Below are 26584 nucleotides of genomic sequence, written 5' to 3' on the forward strand. Positions count from 1 at the left end.
CTTGCCGTGTCAGGGGCCTGGTTCTCGCCAGGTTATGTCTGAGAGGGGGACAGCGGTCGGGCATGATTGGCTGTGTGAGGAAAGCCGCCGCGATTCCCTTGTCCATCCTCGGTCTCGGTGTGGCCGGTCTCGGCTACGCGTCCATCGTTGAGCGGAACTGGTTCCGCCTTCGACGGTTCGACGTGCCCGTGCTGGCCCCCGGGCAGCGCCCGGTCAGAATCCTGCAGATCTCTGATCTTCACCTCACCCCGGGTCGCTCGAGGCTGATCAACTGGGTGCGGTCACTGGCCTCCCTGGAGCCCGACCTGGTGGTCAACACCGGTGACACGCTGGCCCACCCCGACGCGATCGGGCCGTACATGCGGGCCGTGGAGCCGCTCTTGGATCGGCCGGGCCTGTTCGTCTACGGATCCAACGACCTCTACGCCCCGCGGCCGAAGAACCCGGCCAGGTATCTGTGGCGCACGTCCAAGAACGACTCGCGGCAGCACATCCCCAATCTCCCCTGGGCGGAGCTGGGAGCCGCCATGACCGAGGCGGGCTGGGTGGACATGAACAACGCCACCGCACGGTTGAAGGTCGCTGACCTGGACGTCCATGTGGGCGGCATCCACGACTCGCACATCGACCGGGACCGGTACGACGAGATCGCCGGGCCGGCGCCCGCCGACGCCGATCTTCGGCTGGGCGTCATGCACTCTCCCGAGCCCCGGAACATGTCCCGCTTCGCGGCGGACGGATATCAGTTGCTGCTGGCGGGCCACACGCACGGCGGCCAGCTGTGCATCCCGTTCTACGGGGCCCTCGTGACCAACTGCGGAATCGACCGGGCGCGTGTGAAGGGGCTGAGCAGGCACGAAAGCTCCTGGCTGCACGTGTCCGCAGGTCTCGGGACCTCGCCCTACGCCCCGGTCAGGTTCGCCTGCCCGCCCGAGGCCACTCTGTTGACCTTGGTTCCCCGCCGCCCGGCCCGCTGACGCACAAGCACGCACAAAGTCCGCTAGACTTGCCGAGTCGCAGGGCAAAACGACCTGTGACACCGGGGTGTAGCGCAGCTTGGCAGCGCGCTTCGTTCGGGACGAAGAGGCCGCAGGTTCAAATCCTGTCACCCCGACCCAGAAGTAGCAGCTGAGAGGCCGGTTCCGATCATCGGAACCGGCCTTCCGCGTCTCCTGAGTGACTACGGCCTCGGAGGATCCGGAGCTCTCGGGGCGTCCACTCGGCCGGGTCCACCCCTTCCGCGGTCTTGATCGCGTTGCGGAAGTCGCGCCGGACGTCACATGGCCGCCTTTGCGCCCGACGCCGACCCCGACCTGCGGCGCCGCTACATGGCGATCATCTTCGACGGGCTGCGTCGGGAGGGAGCTCGGCCTCCCCGGTGAAGCACCCCCCGCCTCCTGAAAAGCGGCAAACGCCGCTGTCGCTCGGGGAACTCGGTTCGCGGGCAGCTGTGCCTGAGGAATTCGTCGAGCGACCACACGAGGTTCGGCTGATATTCGTCGGCCCCGCGTACTCGTAGCTACGCCGTCTCCCTATGCCAGAAAGCGGGTCGAACATGCCCGAGCTCAGTCGCAGGACGTTCCTCGTCAACGCCAGAGGTGCCGCGATCGCAGCCGGCGGTCTGGCCGTCGGCGCCGGCGCGCTGCGGCAGGCGGCCCCGGCTTCCGCCGCCGCCGCCACGTTTCCCTCCACCCCCTTCACCGTCGGCGTCGCCTCCGGTGACGCGCTGCCGGGCGCCGTCGTGATCTGGACGCGTCTGACCACTCAGCCGACCGAGCCCGGTCTGGGCATGGACGGCCAGGGCCCGATCCCGGTCGAGTGGACGGTCGCCGAAACGCCTGAGGCCCTCGACACCCGTCCGCATGCGACCGGTGTCTTCATCGCCGAGCCGCAGCACGCCTGGTCCGTGCACGTCGACGTCACCGGCCTGCATCCGGACACCACCTACCACTACCGGTTCCGCGCCGGCGACTGGGTCAGCCCGGTCGGCCGCACCCGCACCACCCCGGTGCCCTCGGCCGACGTCCCAGTCCGCTTCGCGATCCTGAGCTGCCAGAACATGGCCAAGCCCGGGAGCGGGATCTTCTACTTCAACGGCATCGCCGACCTCGCCACCCGCGACGACATCGACTTTGTGGCGCACCTTGGCGACTACATCTACGACTTCGGCCGGCCGGGCCACCTGCCGCCCCGGCAGATCCAGTCGCTGTCGGACTACCGGATCCGGTACGGGCAGTACAAGTCGCGGCTGGCGCTGATGGACATGCACGCCCGGTTCCCCGTCTACACCGTGCCCGACGACCACGAGTTCTGGAACGACGTGCAGGGCCGCGCCCCCGGCATGACTCCCGCGGAGAAGGCCCAGCTCGCCACAGCGTTGCAGGCGTACTGGGAGAACATGCCGCTGCGTGGCGGCCCGCCGGTGCTGGACGCCGCGTCCGGGCTGATGCAGCTGACGCTCCACCGGCGCGTCAAGTGGGGCTCGAACCTCGATCTGCTGCTCACCGACGGGCGGCAGTACCGGGCCCCGGGCACGATCCTCGGGCGGGAACAACTGGACTGGCTGCTCGACATGGTCGCCGGTTCGCACGCCGCCTGGACGGCCATCGGATCCGGCCAGCCGCTTTCGTGGTTCCCGAACTCGGGCGGCGGCTGGTCCGGCTTCGACGCTGACCGCAGCGAGCTGACGGACGCCCTGGCCAAGCGGCTGGCGGCCCGCCGGCACCGCGCCTTCAATCCCGTGGTGCTGAGCGGCGACACCCACCGCGGGATCGTCACGCACGTGCGGCAGCGGCGCAACGCGACGACCGCGCTCGTCGCCACCGAATTCGTCGGCCCCCCGGTGACCAGCAACAGCGCCACCGACTACGACAAGAACGCCGACACCGGCGCCTACCGCGCCTCCTACGCCTACGCCCAGAACGGCGAGCTGAACGCCTACCGCGGCTACCTCGACTGCGCGCTCACCTCCTCGGCCTGGACGTCGACGTATGTGCTCGGCAACCAGGTGGACCGGCCGAACGGCACCGTGAGCGCGACCGACCGCTGGCAGCTGGACAACGGCGCCGAGGTCGGATCGGTGCGCCGGCTCTGACACCGTGTGGACGTTCCCCGCTCCCGGCGGGAGCGGGGAACGTCAGGCCGGCGGGGCCGGTTCATCACCGACTGCCCGGCGCCGCTCGAGCAGCATGGCCAGGTCGCCCCACGCACCGTGCTCGATCTCGGTGATCACTTGGACCAGTTGCCGGCCGCCGGCGGCGAGTGAGTTGCCCACGGCCGGCCGCGCCTCCGACGGCGAGCGATATCCACTCCAGCTGCCGGTGACGGCGATCTCCACCAGGTCCAGACCGGGTCCGGCTGATCAGAGCAGGCTTGAGGTCGCGGTTCGAATCCCGCCACCCCGACCCAGTGGTACCAGCTGAGAGGCCGACCAGGCCCTCCATAAGGGAGTGGAGAGGACCGCATTTGCATCAGCCGTGCCCCTTCCTGCCGCTGAGGACTGCTGCCACGGTGGGGGCGTGCGACAACGAGCGGTGCAACTGCTGGCCTTGGTGCCGAAGAGCATCTTGCTGATGAGGGCCGCCCTGCGAAGGCAGCCCCGGACAGCCTTGGCTGCGGCGGGCTTGCTCCTGCTGGTAGCGCTGGTGTGGGTTCTCGGGCCGGGAGCGGCCTGGGTGCTGGAGTCCGTCGATGGCGTCACCGGTTTGGTAGGGAAGGACCGGGCCGAAGCGCTGGACGCGATACGAGGGCGGGCGTTGACCGTCACCACCGGATTGGCGGCGCTGGTGGCGGTGTATTACACCGCTCGCAACGCCGAGACCACCAGGCGCACCTATGAAGTGGGACAGCGTCAACTCGCGCTGAGCGAGCAAGGTCACCTGACGGATCGGTACACCAAAGCGATCGAGCAACTTGGCTCAAGCGAGCTGGCCGTCCGGCTGGGCGGCATCTACGCCCTGGAACGCATCGCCCGCGATTCGGCCCGTGACCACCCCACGGTGATGGAGGTACTCACCGCGTTCATACGCGATCCCCCACCTCTGGCCGCGCCCACGCTCGCTCCCGATGCCGACGGCCGAACAAGGGTCGAGCAAGCGGCATACCTCCGGGGTCGGCCCAGGCTTCGAGCCGATGTCCAAGCAGCGCTCACAGTCATCGGCCGCCGTACCGTCGAAAATGACGCTCAAGACCGCCGCATCGACCTGGCCGAAGCAGACCTGGCAGGTGCCGACCTCGCCGGCACCCGCCTCCACGGAGCGGATCTCGCCCAGGCCAACCTCACAGACGCCGACCTGAAGAAGGCGGATCTGTCTGGGGCGAACCTCTGGAGAGCCGATCTCACACGAGCCAACCTCACCGGTGCGAACGCGGCCACCGCCATCTTCGAAGGGGCGAAGGTGACCGGCCTGACGCTCGCGGGCGCCAACCTGCGTGACGCACGTTTCGATGGAGTGAACCTGGCCGGCTTGGAGCTCGACCATCGAGACGTCCAGGAAGCGATCCTCGATAAGAGGCCAAGGTCGCTCTCACCAGACATGGCGCTGAACCCTAATCCCGACGAGCCCCCATGACCTTGGCCTCCGCGACCTCCCTCTCCCTTTCCTGCTGCTCCCTCTGCCGCTGTAGGGCGTCTAGACAACGCTTGGACAGGGCGAGAGTTCGGCGAGACTTGCGAGTCTTGGTGTCGCCGCCGGCCCGCACCGACCGCCAGACAGCCACGTGGGGCGGTATGGGCGGCGTGGCGTTTGGGTCGCCTTTCGTATCCACGTGATCCCACGTCAGCGCCCTGAGTTCTTCCGTCCGCGCTCCGGTGAGCAAGGACAGGACGATTGTTGGGATACATCCCAGAACCCTCGGCTGCCTCCAGTACGGCTTCCGCCTGAGCCAGAGTAAGAGCCTTCGACGGGCGTCCCACCTTCCCCGTAGGGACCGAGCAGAGCGCCACCACATTCCGCTTGACCTTGTCGCGTGCCATCGCCCGCTTGATGGCCCGATTCAGGCACGAGTGAAGCCCCTGAAGTGTCCGCGTGCTCAGACTCAGTCATTCACGGCGCGCTCAACCGTGTAGTCCGCTGGCGCAATGGCCAAGCCGTCTTTGTAGTCGCGGATGATCTCTTTGAGCTTGGTCTTGGCACGCCCGCCTTGGCGCACGCATTGGTGAAGCTGCGGCGGAAATTCGACGGTTCTACCGGCCGGCCGCTCGAGTGACCTAGGACTTACTCGTCTATCTCTCACGTGCGGCCGGTCTCTGAGGTGAGGTCGGTCTCTGCGGTGCGGACGGTCTCCGGCGGGCGGTCAGTAGTAGCCCTTCTCGCCATCGACCAGTTCCCTGATGGCGTCCAGGTGGCCGGCGTGCCTGCCGGTCTCCTCGACCATGTGGATCAGCATCCAGCGCAGGCTCGCCGCGGCCGAGCGGTAGTCGGGGTGCTTACCCACGTCGTCCAGTGAGTGGGCGGCGACGATCTCGTTTGAGATCCGGCACTGGCGCTCGTACTCGTCGAGGAGCTGCGCCAGCGGGACGCCCTCGACCCGCATGTCGGCGTCCTCCACGCTCTCGTCGAACTGCGGGTTGCCGCCAGCGGGGCGCCCCAGGAAGAGCACCTCGAACCAGCAGTGCTCGGTCCAGCGCAGGTGCGAGACCAGGCCCGCCATGGTCATGAGCGGCGAGGTGGGCAGCACCGGCCGGTAGGCGTCCTCCTCCGACAGCCCTTCGCACTTCCACTGGACGATCGCGCGCTGCGTGTCGAGCCAGCCGACGAGCTGGGTGCGTTCGTCAGCGACCAAGGGCGGACGTACGCGAGGAATACTCATGAGGGCCGACACTACTTCGGCGATCCTGGCATCGCACGATATTTTCTGCCGCGCCGTTAGATTAGGGGTTCTGGAAGGCACCTTCAGGGTTGGCGGGAGAGCGGCTGCTGATCATGGCGTACCCGGCACGCGGCGACAAGGAGATCGTCTACTGCCAGAAGAGGTGAGCACCGCCCGTCCCCGAACAGTGATCGTTTGGCTTGCCAGTAAACGGAGCGCCAGGGATGTTGAAGGGCCTCATCACGGCTGAGCTGCATGCACACCTACCAGGCCAACCGTAAACGCGGGCAGGCGGGAGAGCGGAAGCCGTACAGCAGCAAATACAGCAACGAGACCACACGACGCCTCACACTGACCACCACCACACGCCGGAGCAGGCCGAGGAGATTCCCAAGTGGTGACTGGCTCCCTTTTGCAAGCAGGCTGTCAGGGCGACGTGCCAGCTCAAGCCCAAGGACGAAGCCGAATAGACCCGGGCGGGACCTAACGAAAACCGCAGGTCAGCGCCCCGATTTTGGGTGACTAACTGAGTGACAACCGCCGCGAACGTCGGCTAACAGCCGCGATCACCGAGCGCTCATCCGCGCAGGTGAAGGCCAGTATCAGCGCCGTTAGCGACGTCCCCCGGGTTCCTTCGGGACGAAGAGGCCGTGGGTTCAAATCCCGCCACCCCGACCCCGTAGTACCAGCTGAGAGGCCGGTTCCGATCATCGGAACCGGCCTTCCTCGTTGCTGCCTAAAGCCAAGGGACACCTACTCCCCCGATCCACAGCACACCCAACGTGCAAGAGAACCACCCGGCGAAAGCGGCCACCGTACCGGTGACCATCGCCGAGCGCACCCGACTCACCGTCATGATGGCCAACGCCACCAGCGATCCAGGCAGACTGACGAGCAGGAGCAGCACACCAACGATCACGGCGAATATGAAAACGTCTGTTCGGGACGTCTGCCAGCACTCCAGCGTCTTAGCAGTACACGACCGGAACGGTTCAGACTGGTCATCCACCCCTACCGACAGAAACAGAATGACGACTGTCATCGCCACCGCAAAAGCTCCCGCATACCAGGCGGCCATGACTCTTAGCCCTCGACGCACCGGGACAGGTCCCGTCGCTCTGTCCTGCCGAACTCGTGCATCATCCATGGCGGGGGCGCTGAACCCTGGTCCCGACGAGCCCCCATGACCTTGGTCCCTGGAGCGGCATTGAACGAGGCCGACGGGGTCACCGTGAGTACCGTCGAACATATTCCTGCCAGTCATGTTCGTCGCGGCGGTACACCTCTTCGGAGAGAACCAGGTCGGTCTCTCTGGTGAAGCGGAGGAAGTCCGGGTCGAGGCAGTTGTCCCAGTCATCGGCGCAGCGGTGCTGCCAGGCGCGACCCCACACGTCATCGTCGTCCTCGCGGACGCGGTGCACCAGCCGGCCCCGCCAGCGGTACTCGATCAAGGTCACACCCGGGTGCTCGTCGGCGAGCGGGGCCAGCCATGGGGGGTCGATGCTCGTCAGCGCGTCTCCCGACTCGTTCGGAGTCGTCGGTGTGGGTAAGGCCGACGGGACGGGCGCGGGCGGTTCCGTCGCGAGGGTGGCGCATGGACCGACGTCCGCGCAGCGGTCATTGCCCGTGCGGTAGCTGCCGGCGACCGGCAGCCGCCAGGAGCCGTCGGAACCGCGCCGCCACGGCTCTTCAGCCGCTACCGGAGGCCGCTCACCTGTGGCGATCACGCGCACCTCGTCGAAGCCGTACCGGCAAAAGCGCCGGGGGCCTTCGTTGACGTCTTCGCTCCAGATCTCGTCCTGCTGCAGGCCCCCCTCGTTGTAGTGCCGGCCCCAGATCGTGAGGTACCGGTGCCCCACCTGTTCCTCGCAGAAGTCCACGATGTCGGGGCTCTTGCCCCCGCCGTACTGGATGTCGGCGTGCTGCCCCGCCGGTGCCAATCGGATCGAGACGGGAACGTGGTACGAACCGTACGGCCCGAGCAGCTGCCGGGTGATCCACTGCGCCTCGGCCTGGTCGATCTGCCGGTCGGGTAGTGCGTAGACCCGGACGGAATCCGTGAAGATGTTCGACACGGCAGGCGCTTCAGCCGAGCTCGGAGATCAGCCGGCACAGGGTGTGGAACGCCGGTTTGGGGGAGTAATCGTCGCGCAGAACGCCGAACCGATGAAAGATGTCGTCCTTGGAGCTGTCGGCGTCGCGCAAGGTGAACAGCTCCCAGTGCGTGATGTTCAGCTCCGTACGCAGAGCGTGCACGGTGCGGATGACGGTCTCCAAGGCGGCGGCCTGCTGCTCCTCCGGCCGATCCGGGCCGGTCGGCCAGCCGTTCTCACAGATCCGGATCGGCACTGAGGCCGGGATGCCCACCGTCGCCAGATCTCGTTCCCGGAAGTCCCGCAACATCTGCTCGACGGCGGCCGGCAGTTCGTCCGGGCCCAGCCTCGGGCCGAAAACGTCCGGGTAGATGTCGATGCCCGCGTAGTCGAGCGCCGCCGCGAACTCCACACCTCCCGTATCGCGGACCTCGGCCCAGAAACCACCGGTCGCCGGATCGATGTCGGGGACCACCGCGAACCCGATCTCCACCGTCGCCCCCGCCTCCCGCTTCGCGGCCGCGCCGGCCAGCACCCCCTGCACAAGGGCGTCCAGCGCACCGGGGAAGGCCCCATCCGCGGCGGCACCGGCCCAGGTCAGGTTCGGCTCACCGGTGACCTGGAGCGCGGCGAACTCCCGCCCGTGCCGGATCACCACCTGCGACACGAACGAAGCCCAGGCCGCCACATCACCACTGGGATCCCGGTAACACAGCACCATGTCGAGCGGCACACCGATTCCGGCGAGCTGAGCCACCTGCGCGCTCACCTCCGCGGTCGACTCAGGCCCGGACCAGACCACGTACATCCGGGGCAGGAGGGCCTTGCCGTCCCCCTGAAGTTCGCCGAGCGCGCGCCCGATCGCTTCGAAGTCGTCGAGCGGCCCCACGGCCAGTCCGTCCGGTCCACCGGCCATCCCCAGTGGAAAGACCCCGAAAACCAAGGGAGCAGTCATGCCCCGACTCTAGATCGCCTTCTCAGCGAGTATCCACGCTGCATTCCGGAGCAGACCTGACTCCTCAATCACATGTGATTTATCCGAGACGCGCTCCGCGCCCCTTCTCACCTGTGCCGCAAGAATCGGTTCCGGTTCTGGAGATCTATTGACGTCAACCGCGCGTTCGCTGAGCATGCGGCCGGAGCAAAGGGGCTGCGGTCGCGGAGGCACTTCGAGACCGTCGTCATCGACCCTCGGTGAGGATGCGATCACGCACGACTGAGGCCTCACGCGCCGACGAATTCGTGACCAAGATGCTGTTCGCCGAATGCCGAATAACGGTTGCCGAAATGTCCGTGCCGAGCAGTAATCTTATGATCGTTTCTGGGCGTCTACCAGAACACAGACCACGGTGGGCCGACGCCACATCCCTCGCGCGCGGCGAGCACCGTGCTTGATTCGTGCATTGTGGAGGATCGACTCAGTGAGAAGCACCACCGCCCTCTCCGCGGTGCTCTCGGCGGCACTTTCCGCGTCCTTATTGGTCGGGCCCAACACGGCCCTCGCAGACGACGAGCCGACGCCGGCGATCACGGCGGCCGCAGAGACGCCTGCCCCATCGGAAAGCCCCGCCCCGACAACGACTCCGACTCTCACCCCAGCCGCCACGCCGGAGGACACCCCTCCCCCGGCCGACCTGACTTCCGAGGAGCCCCCGCCTTCAGCCGACCCCACCCCCACACCTACTCCCACCCCGACCCCCACCCCGGAGGAGACTCCGTCCTCGGCCGACCCGAGCGAGCCGACCGACCCCACAGAGCCGGGTGACGACGAGCCGGAGACGGCCGTACACCCCACCATCGGCAAGGTGGCCACCGTAACCGGGGACAGCGGAATCCTCGAGGTGGCCGCGTCCTCCGACTCGGCCATCAGCACGCTGAGCGCGACCATCACCCGGGACGGCTCCGCCCCTGTAACCGTGACCTCGTTCACGCTGGTCACCGGGGTCGCCGCAAACGGCGTGTGGCGCTCGACGCGGTTGAAGCTGCCCGGCTACGGCACCTACTCGGTGAGCCTCATCGCCGAAGACGCCGACGGCGACCAGAGCAGCAAGGAGGCGCACGACGCCGTCGCCTTCCGGCGTGTGACCCGAGTCAAGCAGCATCAGATCACCCCGACGACGCTCGACTTCCTCCACCCGAATGCGACCGCGACCGGCAAACTCGCCACCTTCGATCCAGCCACCGGAGCTGAGACACCGCTGCCTGGCGTGCTTCTGCACCTGACCATCGGGCACTACGGCACGTCGGCCGTCACCGCTTCCGATGGAAGCTACCGGCTCACCACGACGGCACATCCGGACAACCCGGGCAAGCCTGTAGCCATCACCGTCGACGGTTCCGACCCCAACGCCGAGGGCGGCTCCTGGACGACCTTCGATTCGGTCACGGTCCCGTCGAGGCTGGACAAGACGCGGATCAGGCTCGACAAGACCAGCCAGCGGGTCAACTACGGAGTTACGGTCACGGCGAGCGGAATACTCGAATACCTGGACGGCTCCACCTGGAAGCCCGCGCCGGGCGTCCCCGTGAGAATGGGCGACTACGCCAAGGCCACTACCTGGTCGAACGGTCGCTTCACGCTTACCGACCGCTACATGGCGGGCGGAGACGGCATCCGAAGCGTCGAGACCGCCCAGGATTACACGGCAAGTCCCTTCCTGGTCCCGTCGAAGGCCACTTTCGCCCTCGACGTCGTCCAGAGTGTTTACCTGTGCCTGTGCACGAGTTGGCTGAGCGAGCTCTCCGAGTTGCACATCCAGGGCAACCTCAGCACCAGCAACTACAAGATCCCGGCCAACCGCAAGGTCTACTTGCAGCAGTCGAGCAACGGCAGCACCGGATGGAAGACGCTGGGCTGGTTCACGGCGTCCAAGAGCGGCTCCTACAACCTCGACGCGTGGGTCCAGCACCCCAAGGGCTACTGGCGGCTGTACCTCCCCGCCCAGACCGATTACCAGGCGGCCTACAGCAACAAGGTCCACTACTCGCGCATCGAGACGCGGATCGTCAGCTTCAACGCCTCACCTGAGCCGGTCCGCAAGGGGCGCTACGCGACCGTGAAGGGCACGCTGCAGAAGTTGTCGGGCAGCAAGTTCGTCAAGGTCACCAAGCAGCGGATCTACATCTACCACCGGGCCAAGGGCAGCAAGACCTATCGGTACCTGGGCTACACCAGCACCAATTCCAAGGGCCAGTTCAGCAAGAAGTTCAAGGCCACCAAGGACGGCTACTGGATGGCCGCCTGGTTCACCCCCAACTCGCACTACATCAACGCCTACAGCCTTGAGGACTACGTCGACGTCCGCTGATCGACCACGATCCTCCTCGGCCTGACCCTCGTGCCGGCACCGATCTCGGTGCCGGCACGAGTCGTTTTCCATCGGGACAAACGGCCGCCCTTACTCTGACCGAAGACCTCCCGCTATAGGCTCGCCTCTATATGCCCGTTGAGCTGCGGTGGAGGACATGCGCCCCTGGATGGACCTGGTTCGCCCCGCCCGGCCGTACACGCCGCGGGCCATCGCCGGGCCACCTCGCACCCGGCAGGGCTCACTTCGGCCGCGGTTGTCCATAAACCGCCTAAATCTAAACAAGCAGCCCATAAGGCCATATATCGCGGCAATAGCGTCGAACATGTGGTTTAGAGGATTTGGAGCATCATGAGTAAGGCGGCTCGGCAGTCGGCCCGCGAGCGGGTCCGCGAAGAGCGAATCCGGCAGGCCCAGAAGGAGAAGCGCCGGCGGATCATCGTGTTCACGTCCATCGCCGTGGTCGTGGTCGCCGCGATCGTGGCCGGCGTCCTCGTGCAGGCGAACAGGACCAAGCCGACGTCGTTCTCGGGCACGATCGCTCCGATCACGGTCCAGGAGACCGGCACGGTCACCATGGCCCAGCCCGGGGTGACCAAGCCGGTGCTCGACATCTACGAAGACTTCCAGTGCCCGATCTGCAAGACGTTCGAGCACATCAACGGCGGCCTGGTCAAGCAGTTCGCCGCCCAGGGAAAGATCAAGGTGGTCTACCACCCCATCGCCTTCGTCAACCCGCAGGGCTCCCTCCGGGCGGCCGCGGCGGCGCAGTGTGTGCCGAACAACTCCTGGATGGCGTTCCACGACGTCCTGTTCGCCAAGCAGCCGGACGAGACCGTCGCCCTGACGATCGACGATCTCAAGAAGTTCGCCGCGGAGGCGAAGATCACCGATCCGACCGTGCTGTCCTGCATGGAGTCGCAGCGCTACGCCGGCCAGGTCCAGCAGTTGACGCAGACGGCGCTGGCGTCGATCCAGGGCACTCCCACGCTGATGCTCAACGGCCAGAAGGTCGACGACAACGACGCGCTGACCTCGTCAGGCCTGCGCGACGTCCTGGAGCAGGCGACCAAGTAGCCGCACGGCGGCGTCCCGCCTCCAGCGAGGCGGGACCCACCGTACACCACCGGAAGACGCCACTCAGACGACACGCCAACACGACATGTTGGGTGTGACTTTCTCCGAGCCCCTATATATGGTGTCCCGTGCAGCTGGTTCGGCCGTCCATCCAGGGCGGGCCGAGGCAAGAGGGAATCCGGTGCGGTCGTGCTCGCGTGCCCGGCGCGCGAGCCTCGCCAATTCCGGAGCTGCCCCGCAGCGGTGATTGGGAACGACCGCTGTCACATGCACTGGATCCATCCGGCCCGAGCCGGTGGCGGTCCGGGAAGCGACAGCCAGTAGGAAAACGGCGTCCGCCGTACCGCCCATGAGTCCGAAGACCTGCCAGCGCGCCGCGCACGACCACGTGTGCGCGGCAGGTCCGAGGCCGCGCGGGACGGCTGACGGCTCCGGCGCACGCCCTCATGGGCGCATGCGCCGGCATGCCTCCCTGCGCGCCGATCGGACCTCCGATCAGAGGGTCGCGAGGGGAGAGCTGTGACGCTCACAGAGGGTGTTTCGACGACCGGTGCCGAGGCGCCGCACCGCACGCAGATGCGGGTGCGCAAGCGCGACGGTTCCACCGAGCCGGTCGACGTCAACAAGATCGTCCGTGCGGTCGAGCACTGGGCGGGGGACCTGAACGACGTCGACCCGCTGCGGGTCGCGACGAAGACGATCAGCGGGTTGTACGACGGCGCGACCACCGACGAGCTGGACCGGCTGTCGATCCAGACCGCCGCCGAGATGATCGGTGAGGAGCCGCAGTACTCCCGGCTGGCCGCCCGCCTGCTGTCGGGATACATCGGCAAGGAGGTCCGCGGCCAGGGCATCGCCTCCTTCAGCCAGGCGATCCGGCTCGGCCACGCGGAGGGGCTCATCGGCGACTCGACCGCCGAGTTCGTCGCGGCCGCCGCCGGCGAGCTCGACGACGCCGTCGACCCACGGGGGGATCTGCGGTTCGAGTACTTCGGCCTGCGCACGGTCTACGACCGCTACCTGCTGCGGCACCCGGTCACCCGGCTGGTCGTGGAGACTCCGCAGTACTGGCTGCTGCGCGTGGCCTGCGGGCTGGCGCACAACCCGGCGGAGGCGATCGAGCTCTACCGGCTGATGTCGTCGCTGGCCTACCTGCCCAGCTCGCCGACCCTGTTCAACTCCGGGACCCGGCACAGCCAGATGTCGTCCTGCTACCTGGTCGACTCGCCGCGCGACGAACTCGGCTCGATCTACGAGCGATACGCGCAGGTCGCCCACCTGTCGAAGTTCGCCGGCGGGATCGGCATCTCCTGGTCGAGGGTCCGCTCACGCGGCGCGCTGATCCGCGGCACCAACGGGCAGTCCAACGGCATCGTCCCCTTCCTGCGCACGCTCGACGCGTCGGTCGCGGCGGTCAACCAGGGCGGCCGGCGTAAGGGCGCCGCCTGCGTCTACCTGGAGCCGTGGCATCCCGACATCGAGGAGTTCCTGGAACTGCGGGACAACACCGGCGAGGACGCTCGGCGCACCCACAACCTCAACCTGGCCAACTGGATCCCCGACGAGTTCATGCGCCGGGTCGAGGCCGACGGGGTGTGGTCGCTGTTCGACCCCGACGAGCTCCCCGAGCTGCCCGACCTGTGGGGCGAGGAGTTCGATGCGGTCTACCGCGCCGCCGAGGAGCAGGGCCGCTACGTCCGCCAGGTCAAGGCCCGCGACCTGTACGGCAAGATGATGCGCACGCTGGCCCAGACCGGAAACGGCTGGATGACCTTCAAGGACGCCTCGAACCGGCTGTGCAACCAGACCGCGGAGCCCGGCGACGTGGTCCACCTGTCCAACCTCTGCACGGAGATCATCGAGGTGTCCAGCGACACCGAGACCGCGGTGTGCAACCTCGGCTCGGTCAACCTGGCCGCGCACCTGGCCGGCGGGGACATCGACTGGGAGCGGCTGCGCGCCACGGTCGGCACCGCGGTGACGTTCCTCGACCGGGTGATCGACATCAACTACTACCCGAGCGAGCAGGCGGCGGCGAGCAACCCCCGCTGGCGCCCGGTCGGACTCGGCGTCATGGGCCTGCAGGACGTCTTCTTCGCGCTGCGCCTGCCGTTCGACTCGCCTGCCGCGAAGGACCTGTCGACCCGGATCGCGGAGGAGATCTACCTGACCGCGCTGGAGACCTCCGCGGGTCTGGCGGAGCAGTTCGGCGCTCATCCGGCGTACGACCGCACCCGGGTGTCCAGGGGCCGGTTGCAGCCCGACCTGTGGGGTGTGACCGTCACGCAGACCGAGCGCTGGGCGGCGCTGCGGAAGCGGATCGCCGCCCATGGGGTGCGCAACTCCCTGCTGATCGCCATCGCCCCGACCGCCACCATCGCCTCGATCGCCGGCTGCTACGAGTGCATCGAGCCGCAGGTGTCCAACCTGTTCAAGCGTGAGACGCTCAGCGGCGAGTTCCTCCAGATCAACACCGCGCTCGTCGGAGAGCTCAAGGCCCGGGGCCTGTGGACGCAGGAGATCAGGGACGCCATCAAGCGGGCCGAGGGGTCGGTGCAGGGCATCGAGGCGCTCCCGGCCGAGCTGCGCGAGCTGTACCGCACCGCGTGGGAGTTGCCCCAGCGGGCGCTGATCGACCTGGCCGCCGCGCGGGCGCCGTACATCGACCAGAGTCAGTCGCTCAACCTGTTCATGAGCGCGCCGAGCATCGGCAAGCTCAGCTCGATGTACCTCCACGCGTGGAAGTCGGGCCTGAAGTCGACCTACTACCTGCGGTCGCGGCCCGCGACCCGCATCCAGCAGGCCACGGTCGCCGTGGCCAGGCCCGCGATCCCCGTCGAGGAAGCCGTCGCCTGCTCCCTGGAGAACCCCGAGTCCTGCGAGGCCTGCCAGTGAGCGCCGCCGATCCCAAGGAGAGCCCGATGTTGCTCGATCCCGGCATGGACCTGACGTTGCGGCCCATGCGCTACCCGCACTTCTTCGAGCGTTTCCGTGACGCGATCAAGAACACCTGGACGGTCGAGGAGGTCGATCTGCACTCCGACCTCAAGGACCTCGCCCGGCTGTCGCCGGCGGAACGGCATCTGATCAGCCGGCTGGTCGCCTTCTTCGCCACCGGCGACACGATCGTGGCCAACAACCTGGTGCTCAACCTCTACCAGCACGTCAACTCGCCCGAGGGCCGGCTCTACCTGTCGCGCCAGCTGTTCGAGGAGGCGGTGCACGTCCAGTTCTATCTGAACCTGCTGGACACCTACGTGCCCGACGAGACCGAGCGCTTCGCGGCCTTCGACGCGATCGAGAACATCCCCTCCATCCGGCGCAAGGCCGAGTTCTGCTTCCGCTGGATCGACTCGGTCTTCAACCTGCGCGAGCTGCGCACCCGTGAGGACCGGCGGGCGTTCCTGCTCAACCTGATCTGCTTCGCGGCCTGCATCGAGGGCCTGTTCTTCTACGGCGCCTTCGCCTACGTGTACTTCCTGCGGTCGCGCGGGTTGCTCAACGGCCTCGCCTCCGGCACCAACTGGGTGTTCCGCGACGAGTCGATGCACATGGCCTTCGCGTTCGACGTGGTCGAGACCGTACGGCGTGAGGAGCCGGACCTGTTCGACGACGAGATGCGGCGCCAGGTCAGCGAGATGCTCGCGGAGGCGGTCGACTGCGAGGTCCAGTTCGCCGAGGACCTGCTCGGGCAGGGCGTGCCCGGCCTGTCGCTGACGGACATGCGCGCCTACCTGGAGCACGTGGCCGACCGGAGGCTCGCCCAGCTCGACATCCCGCCGCTCTACGGGTCGAAGAACCCCTTCGCCTTCATGGAGCTGCAGGACGTCCAGGAGTTGTCGAACTTCTTCGAGCGCCGGGTCTCGGCGTACCAGGTCGGGGTGACCGGCACGGTCACCTTCGACGACGATTTCTGAGCGGCTACTTCTGACGGCTGCTTCTTAAGGGCCCGTCAACCGGCCGGGGGCGGCGGCATCACGTCCCCGGCCAGCAACTCGGCGAGGTGGTACGCCCTCGCGGAGGCGAGCTGGTCGAGCTGGGTGCGGCAGGAGAAACCGTCCGCGAGCAGGACCGTGCCCTCGCCCGCCTGCCGTACGGCCGGGAGGAGCCGGGTCTCCGCGACGGCGACCGAGATGTCGTAGTGCCCCCGGACGACGCCGAAGTCGCCCGCGAGGCCGCAGCACCCGCCGACCGACGTGACCGAGGCTCCCGCCCGGGTCAGCAGGGCCCGGTCGGCCTCCCACCCCATCACCGCGTGGTGATGGCAGTGCGGCTGGGCCAGCACCTCGACGCCGCCCAGATCGGGCGGCGTCCAGTCGGGCAGGCCGCTCAGGAACTCCGCGAGGGTCCTGACCGAGCCGGCGACGAGCCGGGCGGCGCGGTCGTCGGCGCCGAGCAGCTCCACCGCGTCCGAACGCAGCGTGGCGGTGCACGAGGGCTCGAGCCCGACGATCGGCGTGCCCGCCTCCGCGTACCGGGCCAGGGCGTCGACCGTACGGCGGAGCCTGCGCCGGGCCGCGCCGAGCTGCCCGGTGGAGATCCAGGTCAGCCCGCAGCACAGGGACGAGCGGGGCACGGTCACGGAGAAGCCCGCGCCGTTCAGCACCCGGACGGCGGCCTGGGCGATCCGCGGCGAGAAGTGGTCGGTGAAGGTGTCAGCCCAGAGCAGCACAGGAGGCCCCGCGCCGTCCCCGTCGTGCGCCTGCCGATGGAAGGGACGCTCGGCGAAGGCGGGCAGCGCACGACGGGCGTCGATCCCGGCCAGGCGTCTGACCGGCGCGGCCGTGAGCCGCCCGCGAAGCACCGCGTTGGCCGCCCGGGGAGCGAGGCCGGCCAGGCGGGCCCAGCGCGGCAACCACCCCAGCGTGTAGTGGGCGGCGGGACGGAGGCGGCGGCGGTAGGCCTGGTGGAGCACCTCGGCCTTGTAGGTGGCCATGTCGACGCCCGTGGGACAGTCCGACCTGCATCCCTTGCAGGACAGGCACAGGTCGAGCACCTCACGCACCTCGGGCGCCCGCAACCCTCCCGGCAGCGCGCCGTTCACGGCCTCCTGCAGGACCCGCGCCCGGCCTCGCGTGGTGTCCTTCTCGTCACGGGTGGCCTGGTACGACGGGCACATGACGCCCCCGGGGGCCACGGACACGCATCTGCCGACCCCGGTGCACCGGTGCACGGCGGCGGTGAGGCCGCCGGGGTCGTCGGGATAGCGGAACGCCGTCCCCCGGGTGGCCGGGGGCGGCGGCACCGGCCGAAGGGCCGCGTCGACCGCGGCCGGCCGTACGATCACTCCGGGATTGAGCACGTCACCGGGGTCGAAGACGGCCTTGGCGGCGGCGAAGGCGGCCAGCGCCTCCGGGGAGTACATCAGCGGCAGCAGTTCGCCGCGTGCCCGGCCGTCGCCATGCTCTCCGGACATCGAGCCGCCGTGCGAGGCGACCAGTCGCGCGGCGTCCAGCAGGAACTCGCGGAAGACCCGCACCCCCTCCGCCCGGTCGAACGGGAAGTCGATGCGTATGTGCAGGCAGCCGTCGCCGAAATGTCCGTACGGCATGCCAGTCAGCCCGTAGCCCGTCATGAGCGCCTCGAATCCGCGCAGGTAGGCGCCGAGACGCTCGGGCGGGACGGCCGCGTCCTCCCAGCCCGCGTGCGCGGGCGCTCCCGCGGGGGTGCGCGCCGACAACCCGGCTCCGTCCTCCCTGATCCGCCAGACGACGGCCGCGAGGGCCGGGTCGGTGACCAGAAGGCTGCCGGCCGCCGCCGCGTCCGCCTCCAGCGCGGCGGCCCGCGAGCGGAGCTCTTCCACCGATCCGCCGCCGAGCTCCACCAGGAGCCAGCCGCCCCCCGCCGGAAGCGGGGGCACCCGGCCGGGACCGCGCCGGGTTCGCACCGCGTCGACGATGCGGGCGTCGATGCCTTCGAGGGCCACGGGCCGATGGGGCAGCAGAGCGGGCACGGCGTCCGCCGCCGTCGCCATGTCCGGGTAGCCGAGCACGACGAGCACGCTGTGCGCGGACGCCTCGACCAGGGAGACCTCGGCTTCGAGCAGCACGCCCCAGGTGCCCTCGGTGCCGACCATGGCCTTGGCCACGTCGAAGCCGTGCTCGGGGAGCAGGTGCTCCAGGGAGTATCCGGAGATCTGGCGGCGGAACCGCCCCAGCTCGGTCCGGATCACCGCGAGGTTCTCGCGGACGACCCCCTCCAGGGCGACGAGAGTGGGCGAGTCGCCCGTGCCGCGCCCGGCGGTCAGCCGCTCGCCGCCTCCGGTGAGAACGTCGAGCGTCAGGACGTTGTCCGCCGTCCGGCCGTACGCGAGCGCCCGCGATCCGCACGCGTTGTTGCCGATCATGCCCCCGATCGTGCATCTGTCGTGCGTCGAGGGATCGGGCCCGAAGCGCAGCCCGTACGGCGCCGCCCGGCCCTGCAGCGTGTCGAGCACGACGCCGGGCTCGACGACCGCGGTCCGCCTCTCCGGATCGAGCGACTTCACCCGCCTCATGTGGCGGGCGAAGTCGAGGACCAGCCCGGACCCGACGGCGTTGCCCGCGATGGACGTCCCCGCGCCGCGGGAGGTCAGCGGCACCCCCTCCGCCGCGCAGGTCGCGAGGGCGGCGGCGACCTCCTCCGCGTCGCGCGGGAAGGCCACCACCGCCGGGGGCACCCGGTAGAGCGAGGCGTCGGAGGAGTACTCCGCGCGGCGTCTCGACGAGGCGTCGACGTCGCGCACACCGGCCCGGCGCAGCGCCGCGGCCAGTTCGGCCGGCTTCAGGATCCCCCCTCCCCGGCATGCCCATGCGTGTGCGTATGGGCGGGAGGCTGATCGCCCGCGCGCAGCGGCGCGTTCTCGTAACGCCCCTCGTGGGCGATGATCGGGCGCCGGTCCCCCGCCAGCTCGGGATGGCGTTCCTCCAGGTCGCGCCGGGCCTCGGCGGTCCGCCGCAGCTCGGTGACGTACTCGCGGTCGCCGCCGTATGTGCCCCGCCAGGTCTGGGGCATCATCGCGGCGGGCGGAGGGGTGCGGGCGGAGCCTCCGATGCCGAACCGGCTGGGGACCTTGCCGGTGGCCGCGCCGCAGTGCGGGCAGTCCGGCAGGGGCGCGGAGAAGGACTGGATGACCTCGAAACGATGCCCGCCGTCGCAGCGCAGCTCGTATATCGCCATGTCGTCACCTCACCAGAGCGCGATCGAACGGGTCAGGATGCCCGCGACGTCGTCCTCGCCCACGGGCCGGGGGGAGGTCGCGAGCAGCCGCTGCTGCTTCATCGCGCCCTTCACCAGCGCGGGCACGTCGGTCTCGTCGTAGCCCACGCCGCCGATGCCGTTCGGGATCCCGATGTCGCGCATCAGGGTCATCAGCACGCCGGGGAGGAGCTCCGCGAGATCGTCGGGCTTGTCCGCCGCCGGGTCGAGCAGCTCGGCGGCGCGCAGATGCCGCTCGGGCTCGGCCTCGAACGTGAACCGGAACGCCTCGGGAGCGGTCAACGCGACGGCCATCCCGTGCGGCACCATCGGCTCGTCGGCCGGATAGCCGTCCGGGTGGAAGTCCCTGACCCGCCCCGCGATCGGGTAGGCGTTGGCATGGGGGATGTGCACGCCCGCGTTGCCGAAGCCGAGGCCGGCGAAGGTGGCGGCCAGCGCCATGTCCGCCCGGGCCGCCGCGTCGTCCCCATGGCGTACGGCCCTGCGGAACGAGCCGGAGAGCAGGCGCAGCGCGCGCTCGGACCACATGTCGGCCACCGGGTTCGACCCGCAGTACGGCACCCGCTCCTCCGGGCGCTTGTGCTCGAAGGACGTGTACGGCCTGGCCGTGTAGCTCTCCAGGGCGTGGCAGAGGATGTCCATCCCCGCCGCCGCGGTCACCCCGGCGGGCTGGGTCAGCGTCAGGTCGGGGTCGACGACCGCGAGGACGGGGCGCAGCCGAACGTGGCTGATCCCGGTCTTGACCTTCTGGTCCAGCACGTCGAGCACGCAGATCGTGGTGCTCTCCGAGCCCGTGCCCGTGGTCGTGGGCACCGCGACCAGGGGCTTGAGCGGCTGGGACGGCGCCCGGCCGCCCCCGACCGGCGCGTTGACGTAGTCCATCAGCTCGCCGGGATTGGTGGTGAGGAGGTTGACGGCCTTGGTCGTGTCGATGCTCGACCCTCCCCCGACGGCGACGAACGCGTCCCAGGGGCCGGACGCGCGGGCGTACTCGATGGCGGCGGCCAGGCTCTCGTCGGTCGGCTCGACGTGCGCGCCGTCGTAGACGACGGCCTCCATGCCGTACGCGGCGATCTGGTCGGCGACCCGCTGGGGCCCGCCGGTGGCCGCGACCCGGGGGTCGGTGACCACGAGGACGCGGCGGACGCCGTACTGGGCGAGATCGAAGCCGATCTCCGCCGACGCGCCGGGGCCGAACTTGAGCGCGGGTGCGCCGTAGGTGAAGACGGACTCGGGATTGGCGGGAGCGTTGTCCACGGCCGCCCCCTCAGCTGTAGAACCCGTGGGGAGCCGTGCGCATGGCGCGCAACTGCTCCGCGTCGTGACCGAAGATCACATCGGCCTGCGACCTCTCGGCGATCGAGCGGATCTTCTCGACGGAGGCGTACCAGGCGTTCAGGTCGTTGACGATGGCCGCCGGGGTGGCGGGCGGCCCGTAGGAGTCGCCCAGGTAGACGGCGTCCGAAGTGAAGATCATGGTGCCGGATTCCGGGAGGTCGACCCGCATGGCCATGGTCCCCGGAGTGTGCCCGGGAGCCTCGATGAGCGTGACGCCGGGGAGGATCTCGGTGTCGCCGGAGACCGTCTCGAAGTCGAGCCCCTCGTAGTCGGACTTCAGGTGGGCCCCGTTGAACGCGCCTTCGTAGCCGAAGGCGAACTCCTTCTCCTTGTCGTTGCAGACCAGGCGCGCCCCGGTGCCCGCGAACATCCGGACGTTGCCCGCGTGGTCGAAGTGCAGGTGGGAGAGCACCACGTAGTCGAGGTTCTCGGGGCTGACGCCGAGCCGGCCGAGGTTGGCGTCGAGGTACTGCTCGTCGGAGACCTGGTCGTACGGGAAGAACTCCTGAAGGCCGGTGGGGACCCAGCGGGTCTCCCAGTCACGAGGACAGCTGGTGTCCCACAGGAGGGTGCCCTCGTCGGTCTCGACGAGGACGGCGTGGGTGGTGCAGGAGTACCACTCGACCGGCTTGTCCCGCTCGGTTCTGGGTCTGATGGAACGGCCCGGCTTGAGCAGCAGCCAGGTCAGGTCACAGCTCATCGCTCCGCAGTCGAGGACATGCACTTTCATGACCATTCCTCCGGTTTTGCACTGTTACCAGCAGATTTCCGAATCTGGCATGTAGCATGCTGCATGTCAACGATGGAGTAGAACGATGTTCGGGGCTAGGGTCCCCCGCCACCGATCGAGTTCCGGAAGGTGCCCAGTGCTAGCGGTCGACGGCGCGTCCAGCCTCACGGAGCAGGTCATCGAGTCCGTCCGCGAGGCCATCCACTCAGGCGAGTTACGCCCCGGCGAGCTCTATTCGGTGTATCGGCTCGCCGCCCAGCTCAACGTGTCACGCACCCCGGTCCGTGAGGCGATGCTCCGGCTGGCCGAGGCCGGCATGGTGCGGTTCGAGCGCAGCCGCGGCTTCCGTGTGCTCAGACGCGATCCCAGGGAGATCGCCGAGGTGTTCCACCTTCGCCTGCTGCTGGAGGTGCCGGCCGCCCGCATCGCGGCGGGACGGGCCGACCCCGCCCTGGTCGAGGCCATGCGCGCCGAGCTCGACGCCATGCGCGCCGCCGCCGGCGACCACGACGAGCCCCGTTTCATGCGGCACGACCGCGCGTTCCACGAGCTCCTGCTCACCGCGGGCGCCAACCGCAAGCTCGTCAGCGTGGTCGGCAACCTGCGCGACGCGACGATGACGCTGGGCGCCTCCACCCTCGACCGCTCCCGGGCCCTGGCCGACATCGCCGCCGAGCACGAGCCCATCCTCACCGCCGTCGAGGCGGGCGACGCCGACGCCACCGGCCGGGCGATGCGCTCCCACATCGCCCACACGGGCGAGCTGCTGCTCGCCCAGGCCACCGCCGAGAACGGCGTCGCCGCCGCGCCCGAGGACGTCGATCTGATCCACAGCACGTGACCGCGCCGCCCGGGTGAGCACGGCCTATCCGCCCAGCAGGTCGTGGACCCTGGCCGCGTACGCCCGGGGATGGGTCAGGTTGCCGTTGTGGCCGCCGGGGAACTCCTGGGCGTCGACACCGAGCAGAGCGGCGAGCTCGACCGCGCAGCGGTGGTCGAAGACCGTCCGCGGGGTGGCCCGGCCGACCGCCGGGATGATCCGGACCGGTGAGCCCGCCAGTTCGCCGGCCTCCAGCGTGTCCTCGACGACGGCGGCGAAGTCGTTCTCGACGAAGAACGCGAAGTTCGCCTTCCTGCGGTCGTCCATCGGATGACGCGTGATGTCGGGCTCGGTCTCCTGGGCGACAGGGTCGATGCCGAGAACGCGTGCGACCTCGGCGAACGTCGCCGTCAGCCCCTCCCGCCGGTAGAGGTCCCGCAACTCGAGGAGCTCACGCTCCTGCCGGACCCGCAGTCCGCCAGGCAGCAACCGGGGTGCGACGGGCTCATGGGCGATCAGCATGTGGAGCACCTCGGGGTGCTCGATCGCCAGATGGAGCCCGAGGACCGCGCCGAAGCTGCAGCCGAGCATGAAGGCGGGCTCGTCGGCCACCTCGGCCAGCAGGCGCCGCACGTCGCCGGCGTGATCCGCCACGGTGGCGCCCGCGGCGGGATCGTCGAGCGTGCTGCGGGACAGGCCGCGGCGGTCGTAGGTCACCACCGTGTAGGCGGCCGCCAGATGGTCGACCATGTCGCGGCTGCGTCCCGCGTCTCCCTCGCCGCTCTGCGAGATGAGCAGCACCGGCCCGCTGCCGCGAACCTCGTAGTAGAGCCTCGCTCCGGGCACGCGCATCATTTCGGCGGTTTCCATGAGCAGTTCCTTCCGATCAGATACATCACTATTGATGCATCTCTTTAGATGTATCATGAACGCATGAACGGTGTCGAGCTCTTCCTCCTCGGACGGACCCTGATGAAGATCGGGGAAGAGGCCATGCCCACGGAGGGCGTCGGCCCTCAGACCACCGGCGTTCGAACCGTCCTGGTGGTGGTGAGCGACCTGAGGGAGCATCCGGAGACCTCGGTCGGCGAGATCGCGGCCCGCACCGGCCTCCCGCAGAGCGCCGTGTCGGGCGCCGTCGCCCGGCTCAAGGAGGCGGGCTCCATCGTGACGGAGACCGATCCGCGGGACCGCCGCCGCGTCCTGATCCGGCACGCGCCCGAGGTCTCCCCCCGGCTCGAGCAGGTACGCGCCTCGTCGATCGAGGGGGCGATCGCCGCGGCGGCCGGAACCGACGACCCCGGTCAGGTCGCCGAGATCGTGGCCATGCTCCAGTCGCTCGCGCAGCGGTTGTCCCCCGGGAGCGCGCATCGGTGAAATCACCAGTTGTCGGCCGATGCGCTAACCCGGACGACATTTCCCTTTGAGCGATGACATGTCCGGGTAACACTGGGGAGCGTGTCTCGCGCCCCCCGGACTGTTCAGGCACCGGTGCTGCGCGGCCGTCACGAGGAGCAGGAGTCGCTGCGGCGGTTGCTCGCCGGCGCGCGCACCACGTCGGGCGGGGCGCTGATCCTGCTCGGCGCGGCCGGAATGGGCAAGACCGCGCTGCTCGACCTCGCCGCGGCGGAGGCGCACGACTTCACCGTGCTGAGGGTCTGCGGCGTGGTGCCGGAGGCGCAGGTCGCGTTCTCCGGGCTGCACGGCCTGTTGCGGCCTGTCACGACGGCGCTCGCGGCGCTGCCGCCCGCCCGCGCCGCCATCCTGCAGAGGGTGATGGAGCTGGGCGTGGCCGACGCCGGGCTCGCGCTGCCGGCGGCGGCGCTCGACCTGCTTTCGGCCGTCGCGGCCAGGAGACCTCTGCTCGTCTGCGTCGACGACGTGCACCATCTCGACGCGGCCAGCCGGGACGTGCTCTTCTTCGCCGCCCGCCGCGTGGCACGGGAACGCGTCGCGCTGGTCTTCACCGCTGACGCCGGGTACACCGGCCCAGGCGGTGTGCCGTCCCGCGTGCTCGCGCCTCTCACCGGCGACGCGACCCGGGAACTGACCGACGACCTCTCACCCGTACGGCTCGGCGACGACCTGCGCGTATCGCTGGAACGCGTCGCCCAGGGCAACCCGCTCGCGCTCGGCGAGCTCGTCGGCTCGCTCACGCCCGACCAGCTGACGGGCGCGGCCCCGCCACCGGAGTCGCTCCCTCCGGCCGGGCGGTTGTGGCGCGCCCACGCCGACCGGCTGGCGGGCATGCCCTCCGGCACCCGTGACCTCCTGCTCCTCATCGCTGCCGACCCGGACCTGGACACGGCGACGCTGCTCCGCGCCGCCGGCCCGAGATGCCCGCTCATCGGCCTCGAACCCGCGGAGAGATCGAACATCGTCCGGGCGGCAGGAGACCGGTACGTCTTCAGCGAGCCCGCCATGCGCGCGGTGGTCTACGACGACGCCTCAGCCGCCCGGAGACGTGCGGCGCACCGTGTGCTCGCGAACCTCCTCGACGCCGGCCACCAGCGCCTGCGCCGGGCCTGGCACCGTGCGGCGGCCCTCGACGGCCCGGCGGAGGAACTGGGCGACGAGCTCGCCGCCGCGGCCGAGGCGACCCGCCGCCAAGGCGGCCACCCCGAGCCGTTCCTCGCCCTCGAACGCGCCGCCGAGCTGACCGAACGCGGAGACGTCAGGGCGGCGCGGCTGGCGTCCGCCGCCCGGCACGCGTCGATGGCGGGCCGGCCCCAGCACGCCAGGTCGTTGCTCGCGCGACTGCGTTCGCTGACGATCAGCGAGGAGACGCGCGGCCAGGCGGAGCTGCTCCAGGGCAGCCTGGAGTTGCTCGCGGGAGAGACGGCGAGCGCCCACGACAAGTTCCTGGCCGCGGCCGGGTGGCTCCTCGACCGCGACCGCGCGCTGGGCATCCGCGCGCTCGTGCGCGCCGCCGAGGCGAGCTACTTCGCCGGGGACAACCAGCGGTTCATCGCCATCGCCCGCCAGGCCGCGGCCGTGCGCCGTTCCGACGACTCCGCCGCCACCCAGCTCATGTTCGAGTATCTGGCCGGCCTGGCGGCGACCTTCAAGGGACGGCACGCCGAGGCCGCCGGGCCGCTGCGCCGGGTGTTGCGGCTCGCCTCGTCGGTCCGCACTCCCGCGATGCCGGTCTGGGCCGGCGTCGCGAGCCTTCTGCTCGGCGAGGACGGGCACGCCCACATGCTCGCCACGAGAGCCGTTGAGGTCGCGCGCAACCGGGGAAGCGACTCCGCGCTGCCGCACCTGCTGGAGTCGGTCATCCAGGCCGAGATCTGGATGGGCCGCTACGACTCCGTCGCCGCCAACGCCATGGAGGGTCTCCGGCTGGCCCAGGAGACCGGACGACTGAACGCCGCCGGCCACCACCTGGCGTGGCTCGCCCTCACCGCTGCCGTCCACGGCGACGAGGAGACCTGCAGGATCCGGGCGCAGGCGGCCTTCGAGCTCGCCGACGCCCACGGGCTCGGGGTCGCCGCCGCACTGGGCAACTGGGCGCTGGCCCACCTCGACCTCGCGGCGGGCCGCGTGGCCGACGCGGCCGCCCGGCTGGGGGCCGAGCGCAGGAACAACCACGTCGTGGTGCGGGTCATGGCGACCCCCACCTTCATCGAGGCGGCCGCGCGCACGGGTGACCGGGAGCAGGCCGCGGCGGCGCTTCGGGTGCTCGGCCGATGGGCGGACAGCACCCGAAGCCCCGACCGGCTCGCGCTGGCGATGCGCTGCCACGCACTCCTCGCCGAACCGGGCGAGGCGGAGCGGCTCTTCCACGACGCCCTCGACCTGCACCAGCAGGGCTCCTGCGAGTTCGAGACCGCGCGCACGCAACTGCTGTTCGGCGGCGCCCTGCGCAGAGGGCGGCGGCCCACCGCCGCCAGGCGACATCTGCGCGAAGCGCTCGAGACGTTCGAACGGCTCGGCGCCCGCCAGTGGGCCGAGCAGGCGGGGGGCGAGTTGCGTGCCGCGGGCCAGACCGTCCGGCCCGCGCTCTCCTCGAAGACCGACCAGCTGACGGCCCAGCAGCTGCAGATCGCCCGGCTCGTCGCGGACGGCGCCACCAACCGCGAGGTCGCGGCCCGCCTCTATCTGAGCCCGCGCACCGTCGAGCACCACCTCAGGAACATCTTCGCCAAGCTCGGCATCCGCTCCCGCGTGGAACTGGTCCGGCTGCTGTCATGACCCGTGCCACCACACC

20 protein-coding genes, 1 tRNA gene and 1 riboswitch are annotated in these 26584 nt (G+C 69.5%); of the genes, 11 read left to right on the forward strand and 10 right to left on the reverse strand.

Going from position 1 to position 26584, the window contains the following annotated elements; genetic code table 11:
• The first annotated feature begins 62 nt into the window (after nt 1-62).
• The 3 genes from Pph01_RS15375 (at nt 63) to Pph01_RS15390 (ending at nt 3094) form a co-directional block, all read left to right on the forward strand.
• Nucleotides 63-977 carry a metallophosphoesterase gene (locus Pph01_RS15375; protein ID WP_204073741.1) on the forward strand — a complete coding sequence of 305 codons (915 nt, stop codon included), beginning with the start codon at nt 63-65 and terminating at the stop codon, nt 975-977.
• Nucleotides 978-1040: 63 nt separating this feature from the next.
• Nucleotides 1041-1114, forward strand: a tRNA-Pro gene (locus Pph01_RS15380).
• A gap of 441 nt (nt 1115-1555) precedes the next feature.
• Complete coding sequence (locus Pph01_RS15390) at nt 1556-3094, forward strand: alkaline phosphatase D family protein (protein WP_204073742.1); 1539 nt, start codon at nt 1556-1558, stop codon at nt 3092-3094.
• A 42-nt stretch (nt 3095-3136) separates the two neighbouring features.
• Here the strand turns inward: Pph01_RS15390 and Pph01_RS15395 are convergent, their stop codons facing one another.
• Nucleotides 3137-3337, reverse strand: coding sequence for a hypothetical protein (locus Pph01_RS15395; protein ID WP_204073743.1), 201 nt, complete (start codon nt 3335-3337; stop codon nt 3137-3139).
• Nucleotides 3338-3533: 196 nt separating this feature from the next.
• On the opposite strand from Pph01_RS15395, the gene Pph01_RS15400 reads away from it, so the two are divergent.
• Nucleotides 3534-4571, forward strand: a complete 1038-nt coding sequence (locus Pph01_RS15400) for a pentapeptide repeat-containing protein (protein ID WP_204073744.1) — start codon at nt 3534-3536, stop codon at nt 4569-4571.
• Between the two features lie 724 nt (nt 4572-5295).
• Here the strand turns inward: Pph01_RS15400 and Pph01_RS15405 are convergent.
• The 4 genes from Pph01_RS15405 to Pph01_RS15420 all read right to left on the reverse strand — a co-directional run bounded on the left by Pph01_RS15405 (nt 5296) and on the right by Pph01_RS15420 (nt 8859).
• A complete protein-coding gene (locus Pph01_RS15405; RefSeq protein WP_204073745.1) occupies nt 5296-5811 on the reverse strand; it encodes a DinB family protein in 516 nt (171 codons plus the stop codon).
• 736 nt (nt 5812-6547) lie between these two features.
• Complete coding sequence (locus Pph01_RS15410) at nt 6548-6889, reverse strand: hypothetical protein (protein ID WP_204073746.1); 342 nt, start codon at nt 6887-6889, stop codon at nt 6548-6550.
• A gap of 148 nt (nt 6890-7037) precedes the next feature.
• Complete coding sequence (locus tag Pph01_RS15415) at nt 7038-7886, reverse strand: hypothetical protein (RefSeq protein WP_204073747.1); 849 nt, start codon at nt 7884-7886, stop codon at nt 7038-7040.
• A 10-nt stretch (nt 7887-7896) separates the two neighbouring features.
• Entirely contained in the window at nt 7897-8859 is a 963-nt protein-coding gene (locus tag Pph01_RS15420; RefSeq protein ID WP_204073748.1) for a hypothetical protein, read from the reverse strand.
• A 466-nt stretch (nt 8860-9325) separates the two neighbouring features.
• On the opposite strand from Pph01_RS15420, the gene Pph01_RS15425 reads away from it, so the two are divergent.
• The 4 genes from Pph01_RS15425 to Pph01_RS15440 all read left to right on the forward strand — a co-directional run bounded on the left by Pph01_RS15425 (nt 9326) and on the right by Pph01_RS15440 (nt 16206).
• Nucleotides 9326-11212, forward strand: coding sequence for a hypothetical protein (locus Pph01_RS15425; protein ID WP_204073749.1), 1887 nt, complete (start codon nt 9326-9328; stop codon nt 11210-11212).
• A 351-nt stretch (nt 11213-11563) separates the two neighbouring features.
• Nucleotides 11564-12289, forward strand: a complete 726-nt coding sequence (locus tag Pph01_RS15430) for a DsbA family protein (protein WP_204073750.1) — start codon at nt 11564-11566, stop codon at nt 12287-12289.
• A 118-nt stretch (nt 12290-12407) separates the two neighbouring features.
• Nucleotides 12408-12674, forward strand: a riboswitch (cobalamin riboswitch).
• Between the two features lie 134 nt (nt 12675-12808).
• Nucleotides 12809-15184 (forward strand): ribonucleoside-diphosphate reductase subunit alpha, encoded by a 2376-nt coding sequence (locus Pph01_RS15435; protein WP_239116714.1) that lies wholly within the window; start codon nt 12809-12811, stop codon nt 15182-15184.
• 26 nt (nt 15185-15210) lie between these two features.
• Nucleotides 15211-16206 carry a ribonucleotide-diphosphate reductase subunit beta gene (locus Pph01_RS15440; protein WP_204073751.1) on the forward strand — a complete coding sequence of 332 codons (996 nt, stop codon included), beginning with the start codon at nt 15211-15213 and terminating at the stop codon, nt 16204-16206.
• Between the two features lie 35 nt (nt 16207-16241).
• Here the strand turns inward: Pph01_RS15440 and Pph01_RS15445 are convergent, their stop codons facing one another.
• From Pph01_RS15445 to Pph01_RS15460, 4 genes are read right to left on the reverse strand one after another with little or no spacing between them, the layout of a single operon-like run.
• The gene (locus Pph01_RS15445) at nt 16242-19013 is read right to left on the reverse strand and encodes an FAD-binding and (Fe-S)-binding domain-containing protein (protein WP_239116715.1); all 2772 of its coding nucleotides are present in this window, start codon (nt 19011-19013) and stop codon (nt 16242-16244) included.
• Nucleotides 19014-19051: 38 nt separating this feature from the next.
• On the reverse strand, nt 19052-19447 hold the full coding sequence (locus Pph01_RS15450) for an FmdB family zinc ribbon protein (RefSeq protein WP_204073752.1): 396 nt from the start codon (nt 19445-19447) through the stop codon (nt 19052-19054).
• A gap of 9 nt (nt 19448-19456) precedes the next feature.
• On the reverse strand, nt 19457-20743 hold the full coding sequence (locus Pph01_RS15455; RefSeq protein ID WP_204073753.1) for a hydroxyacid-oxoacid transhydrogenase: 1287 nt from the start codon (nt 20741-20743) through the stop codon (nt 19457-19459).
• Between the two features lie 10 nt (nt 20744-20753).
• Nucleotides 20754-21554 carry an N-acyl homoserine lactonase family protein gene (locus tag Pph01_RS15460; protein ID WP_204073754.1) on the reverse strand — a complete coding sequence of 267 codons (801 nt, stop codon included), beginning with the start codon at nt 21552-21554 and terminating at the stop codon, nt 20754-20756.
• 136 nt (nt 21555-21690) lie between these two features.
• Here Pph01_RS15460 and Pph01_RS15465 point away from each other — a divergent pair, with 136 nt between their 5' ends.
• Nucleotides 21691-22395, forward strand: coding sequence for a GntR family transcriptional regulator (locus Pph01_RS15465; RefSeq protein ID WP_204073755.1), 705 nt, complete (start codon nt 21691-21693; stop codon nt 22393-22395).
• A gap of 24 nt (nt 22396-22419) precedes the next feature.
• Here the strand turns inward: Pph01_RS15465 and Pph01_RS15470 are convergent, their stop codons facing one another.
• Complete coding sequence (locus Pph01_RS15470; RefSeq protein ID WP_204073756.1) at nt 22420-23244, reverse strand: alpha/beta fold hydrolase; 825 nt, start codon at nt 23242-23244, stop codon at nt 22420-22422.
• A 63-nt stretch (nt 23245-23307) separates the two neighbouring features.
• Here Pph01_RS15470 and Pph01_RS15475 point away from each other — a divergent pair, with 63 nt between their 5' ends.
• Nucleotides 23308-23751, forward strand: coding sequence for a MarR family winged helix-turn-helix transcriptional regulator (locus Pph01_RS15475; RefSeq protein ID WP_204073757.1), 444 nt, complete (start codon nt 23308-23310; stop codon nt 23749-23751).
• A gap of 81 nt (nt 23752-23832) precedes the next feature.
• Nucleotides 23833-26568 (forward strand): helix-turn-helix transcriptional regulator, encoded by a 2736-nt coding sequence (locus tag Pph01_RS15480; protein ID WP_204073758.1) that lies wholly within the window; start codon nt 23833-23835, stop codon nt 26566-26568.
• Nucleotides 26569-26584 lie beyond the last annotated feature (16 nt).

It is taken from the genome of Planotetraspora phitsanulokensis, from assembly GCF_016863295.1.
In the GTDB taxonomy this organism is placed as follows: Bacteria; Actinomycetota; Actinomycetes; order Streptosporangiales; family Streptosporangiaceae; genus Planotetraspora; species Planotetraspora phitsanulokensis.

Coding starts and splice junctions, on each gene's coding strand:
- Pph01_RS15450 (WP_204073752.1), bottom strand. CDS start 19,447: ATGGCGATATACGAGCTGCGCTGCGACGGCGGGCATCGTTTCGAGGTC.
- Pph01_RS15390 (WP_204073742.1), top strand. CDS start 1,556: ATGCCCGAGCTCAGTCGCAGGACGTTCCTCGTCAACGCCAGAGGTGCC.
- Pph01_RS15410 (WP_204073746.1), bottom strand. CDS start 6,889: ATGGCCGCCTGGTATGCGGGAGCTTTTGCGGTGGCGATGACAGTCGTC.
- Pph01_RS15405 (WP_204073745.1), bottom strand. CDS start 5,811: ATGAGTATTCCTCGCGTACGTCCGCCCTTGGTCGCTGACGAACGCACC.
- Pph01_RS15470 (WP_204073756.1), bottom strand. CDS start 23,244: ATGGAAACCGCCGAAATGATGCGCGTGCCCGGAGCGAGGCTCTACTAC.
- Pph01_RS15460 (WP_204073754.1), bottom strand. CDS start 21,554: ATGAAAGTGCATGTCCTCGACTGCGGAGCGATGAGCTGTGACCTGACC.
- Pph01_RS15440 (WP_204073751.1), top strand. CDS start 15,211: ATGTTGCTCGATCCCGGCATGGACCTGACGTTGCGGCCCATGCGCTAC.
- Pph01_RS15420 (WP_204073748.1), bottom strand. CDS start 8,859: ATGACTGCTCCCTTGGTTTTCGGGGTCTTTCCACTGGGGATGGCCGGT.
- Pph01_RS15375 (WP_204073741.1), top strand. CDS start 63: ATGATTGGCTGTGTGAGGAAAGCCGCCGCGATTCCCTTGTCCATCCTC.
- Pph01_RS15430 (WP_204073750.1), top strand. CDS start 11,564: ATGAGTAAGGCGGCTCGGCAGTCGGCCCGCGAGCGGGTCCGCGAAGAG.
- Pph01_RS15475 (WP_204073757.1), top strand. CDS start 23,308: ATGAACGGTGTCGAGCTCTTCCTCCTCGGACGGACCCTGATGAAGATC.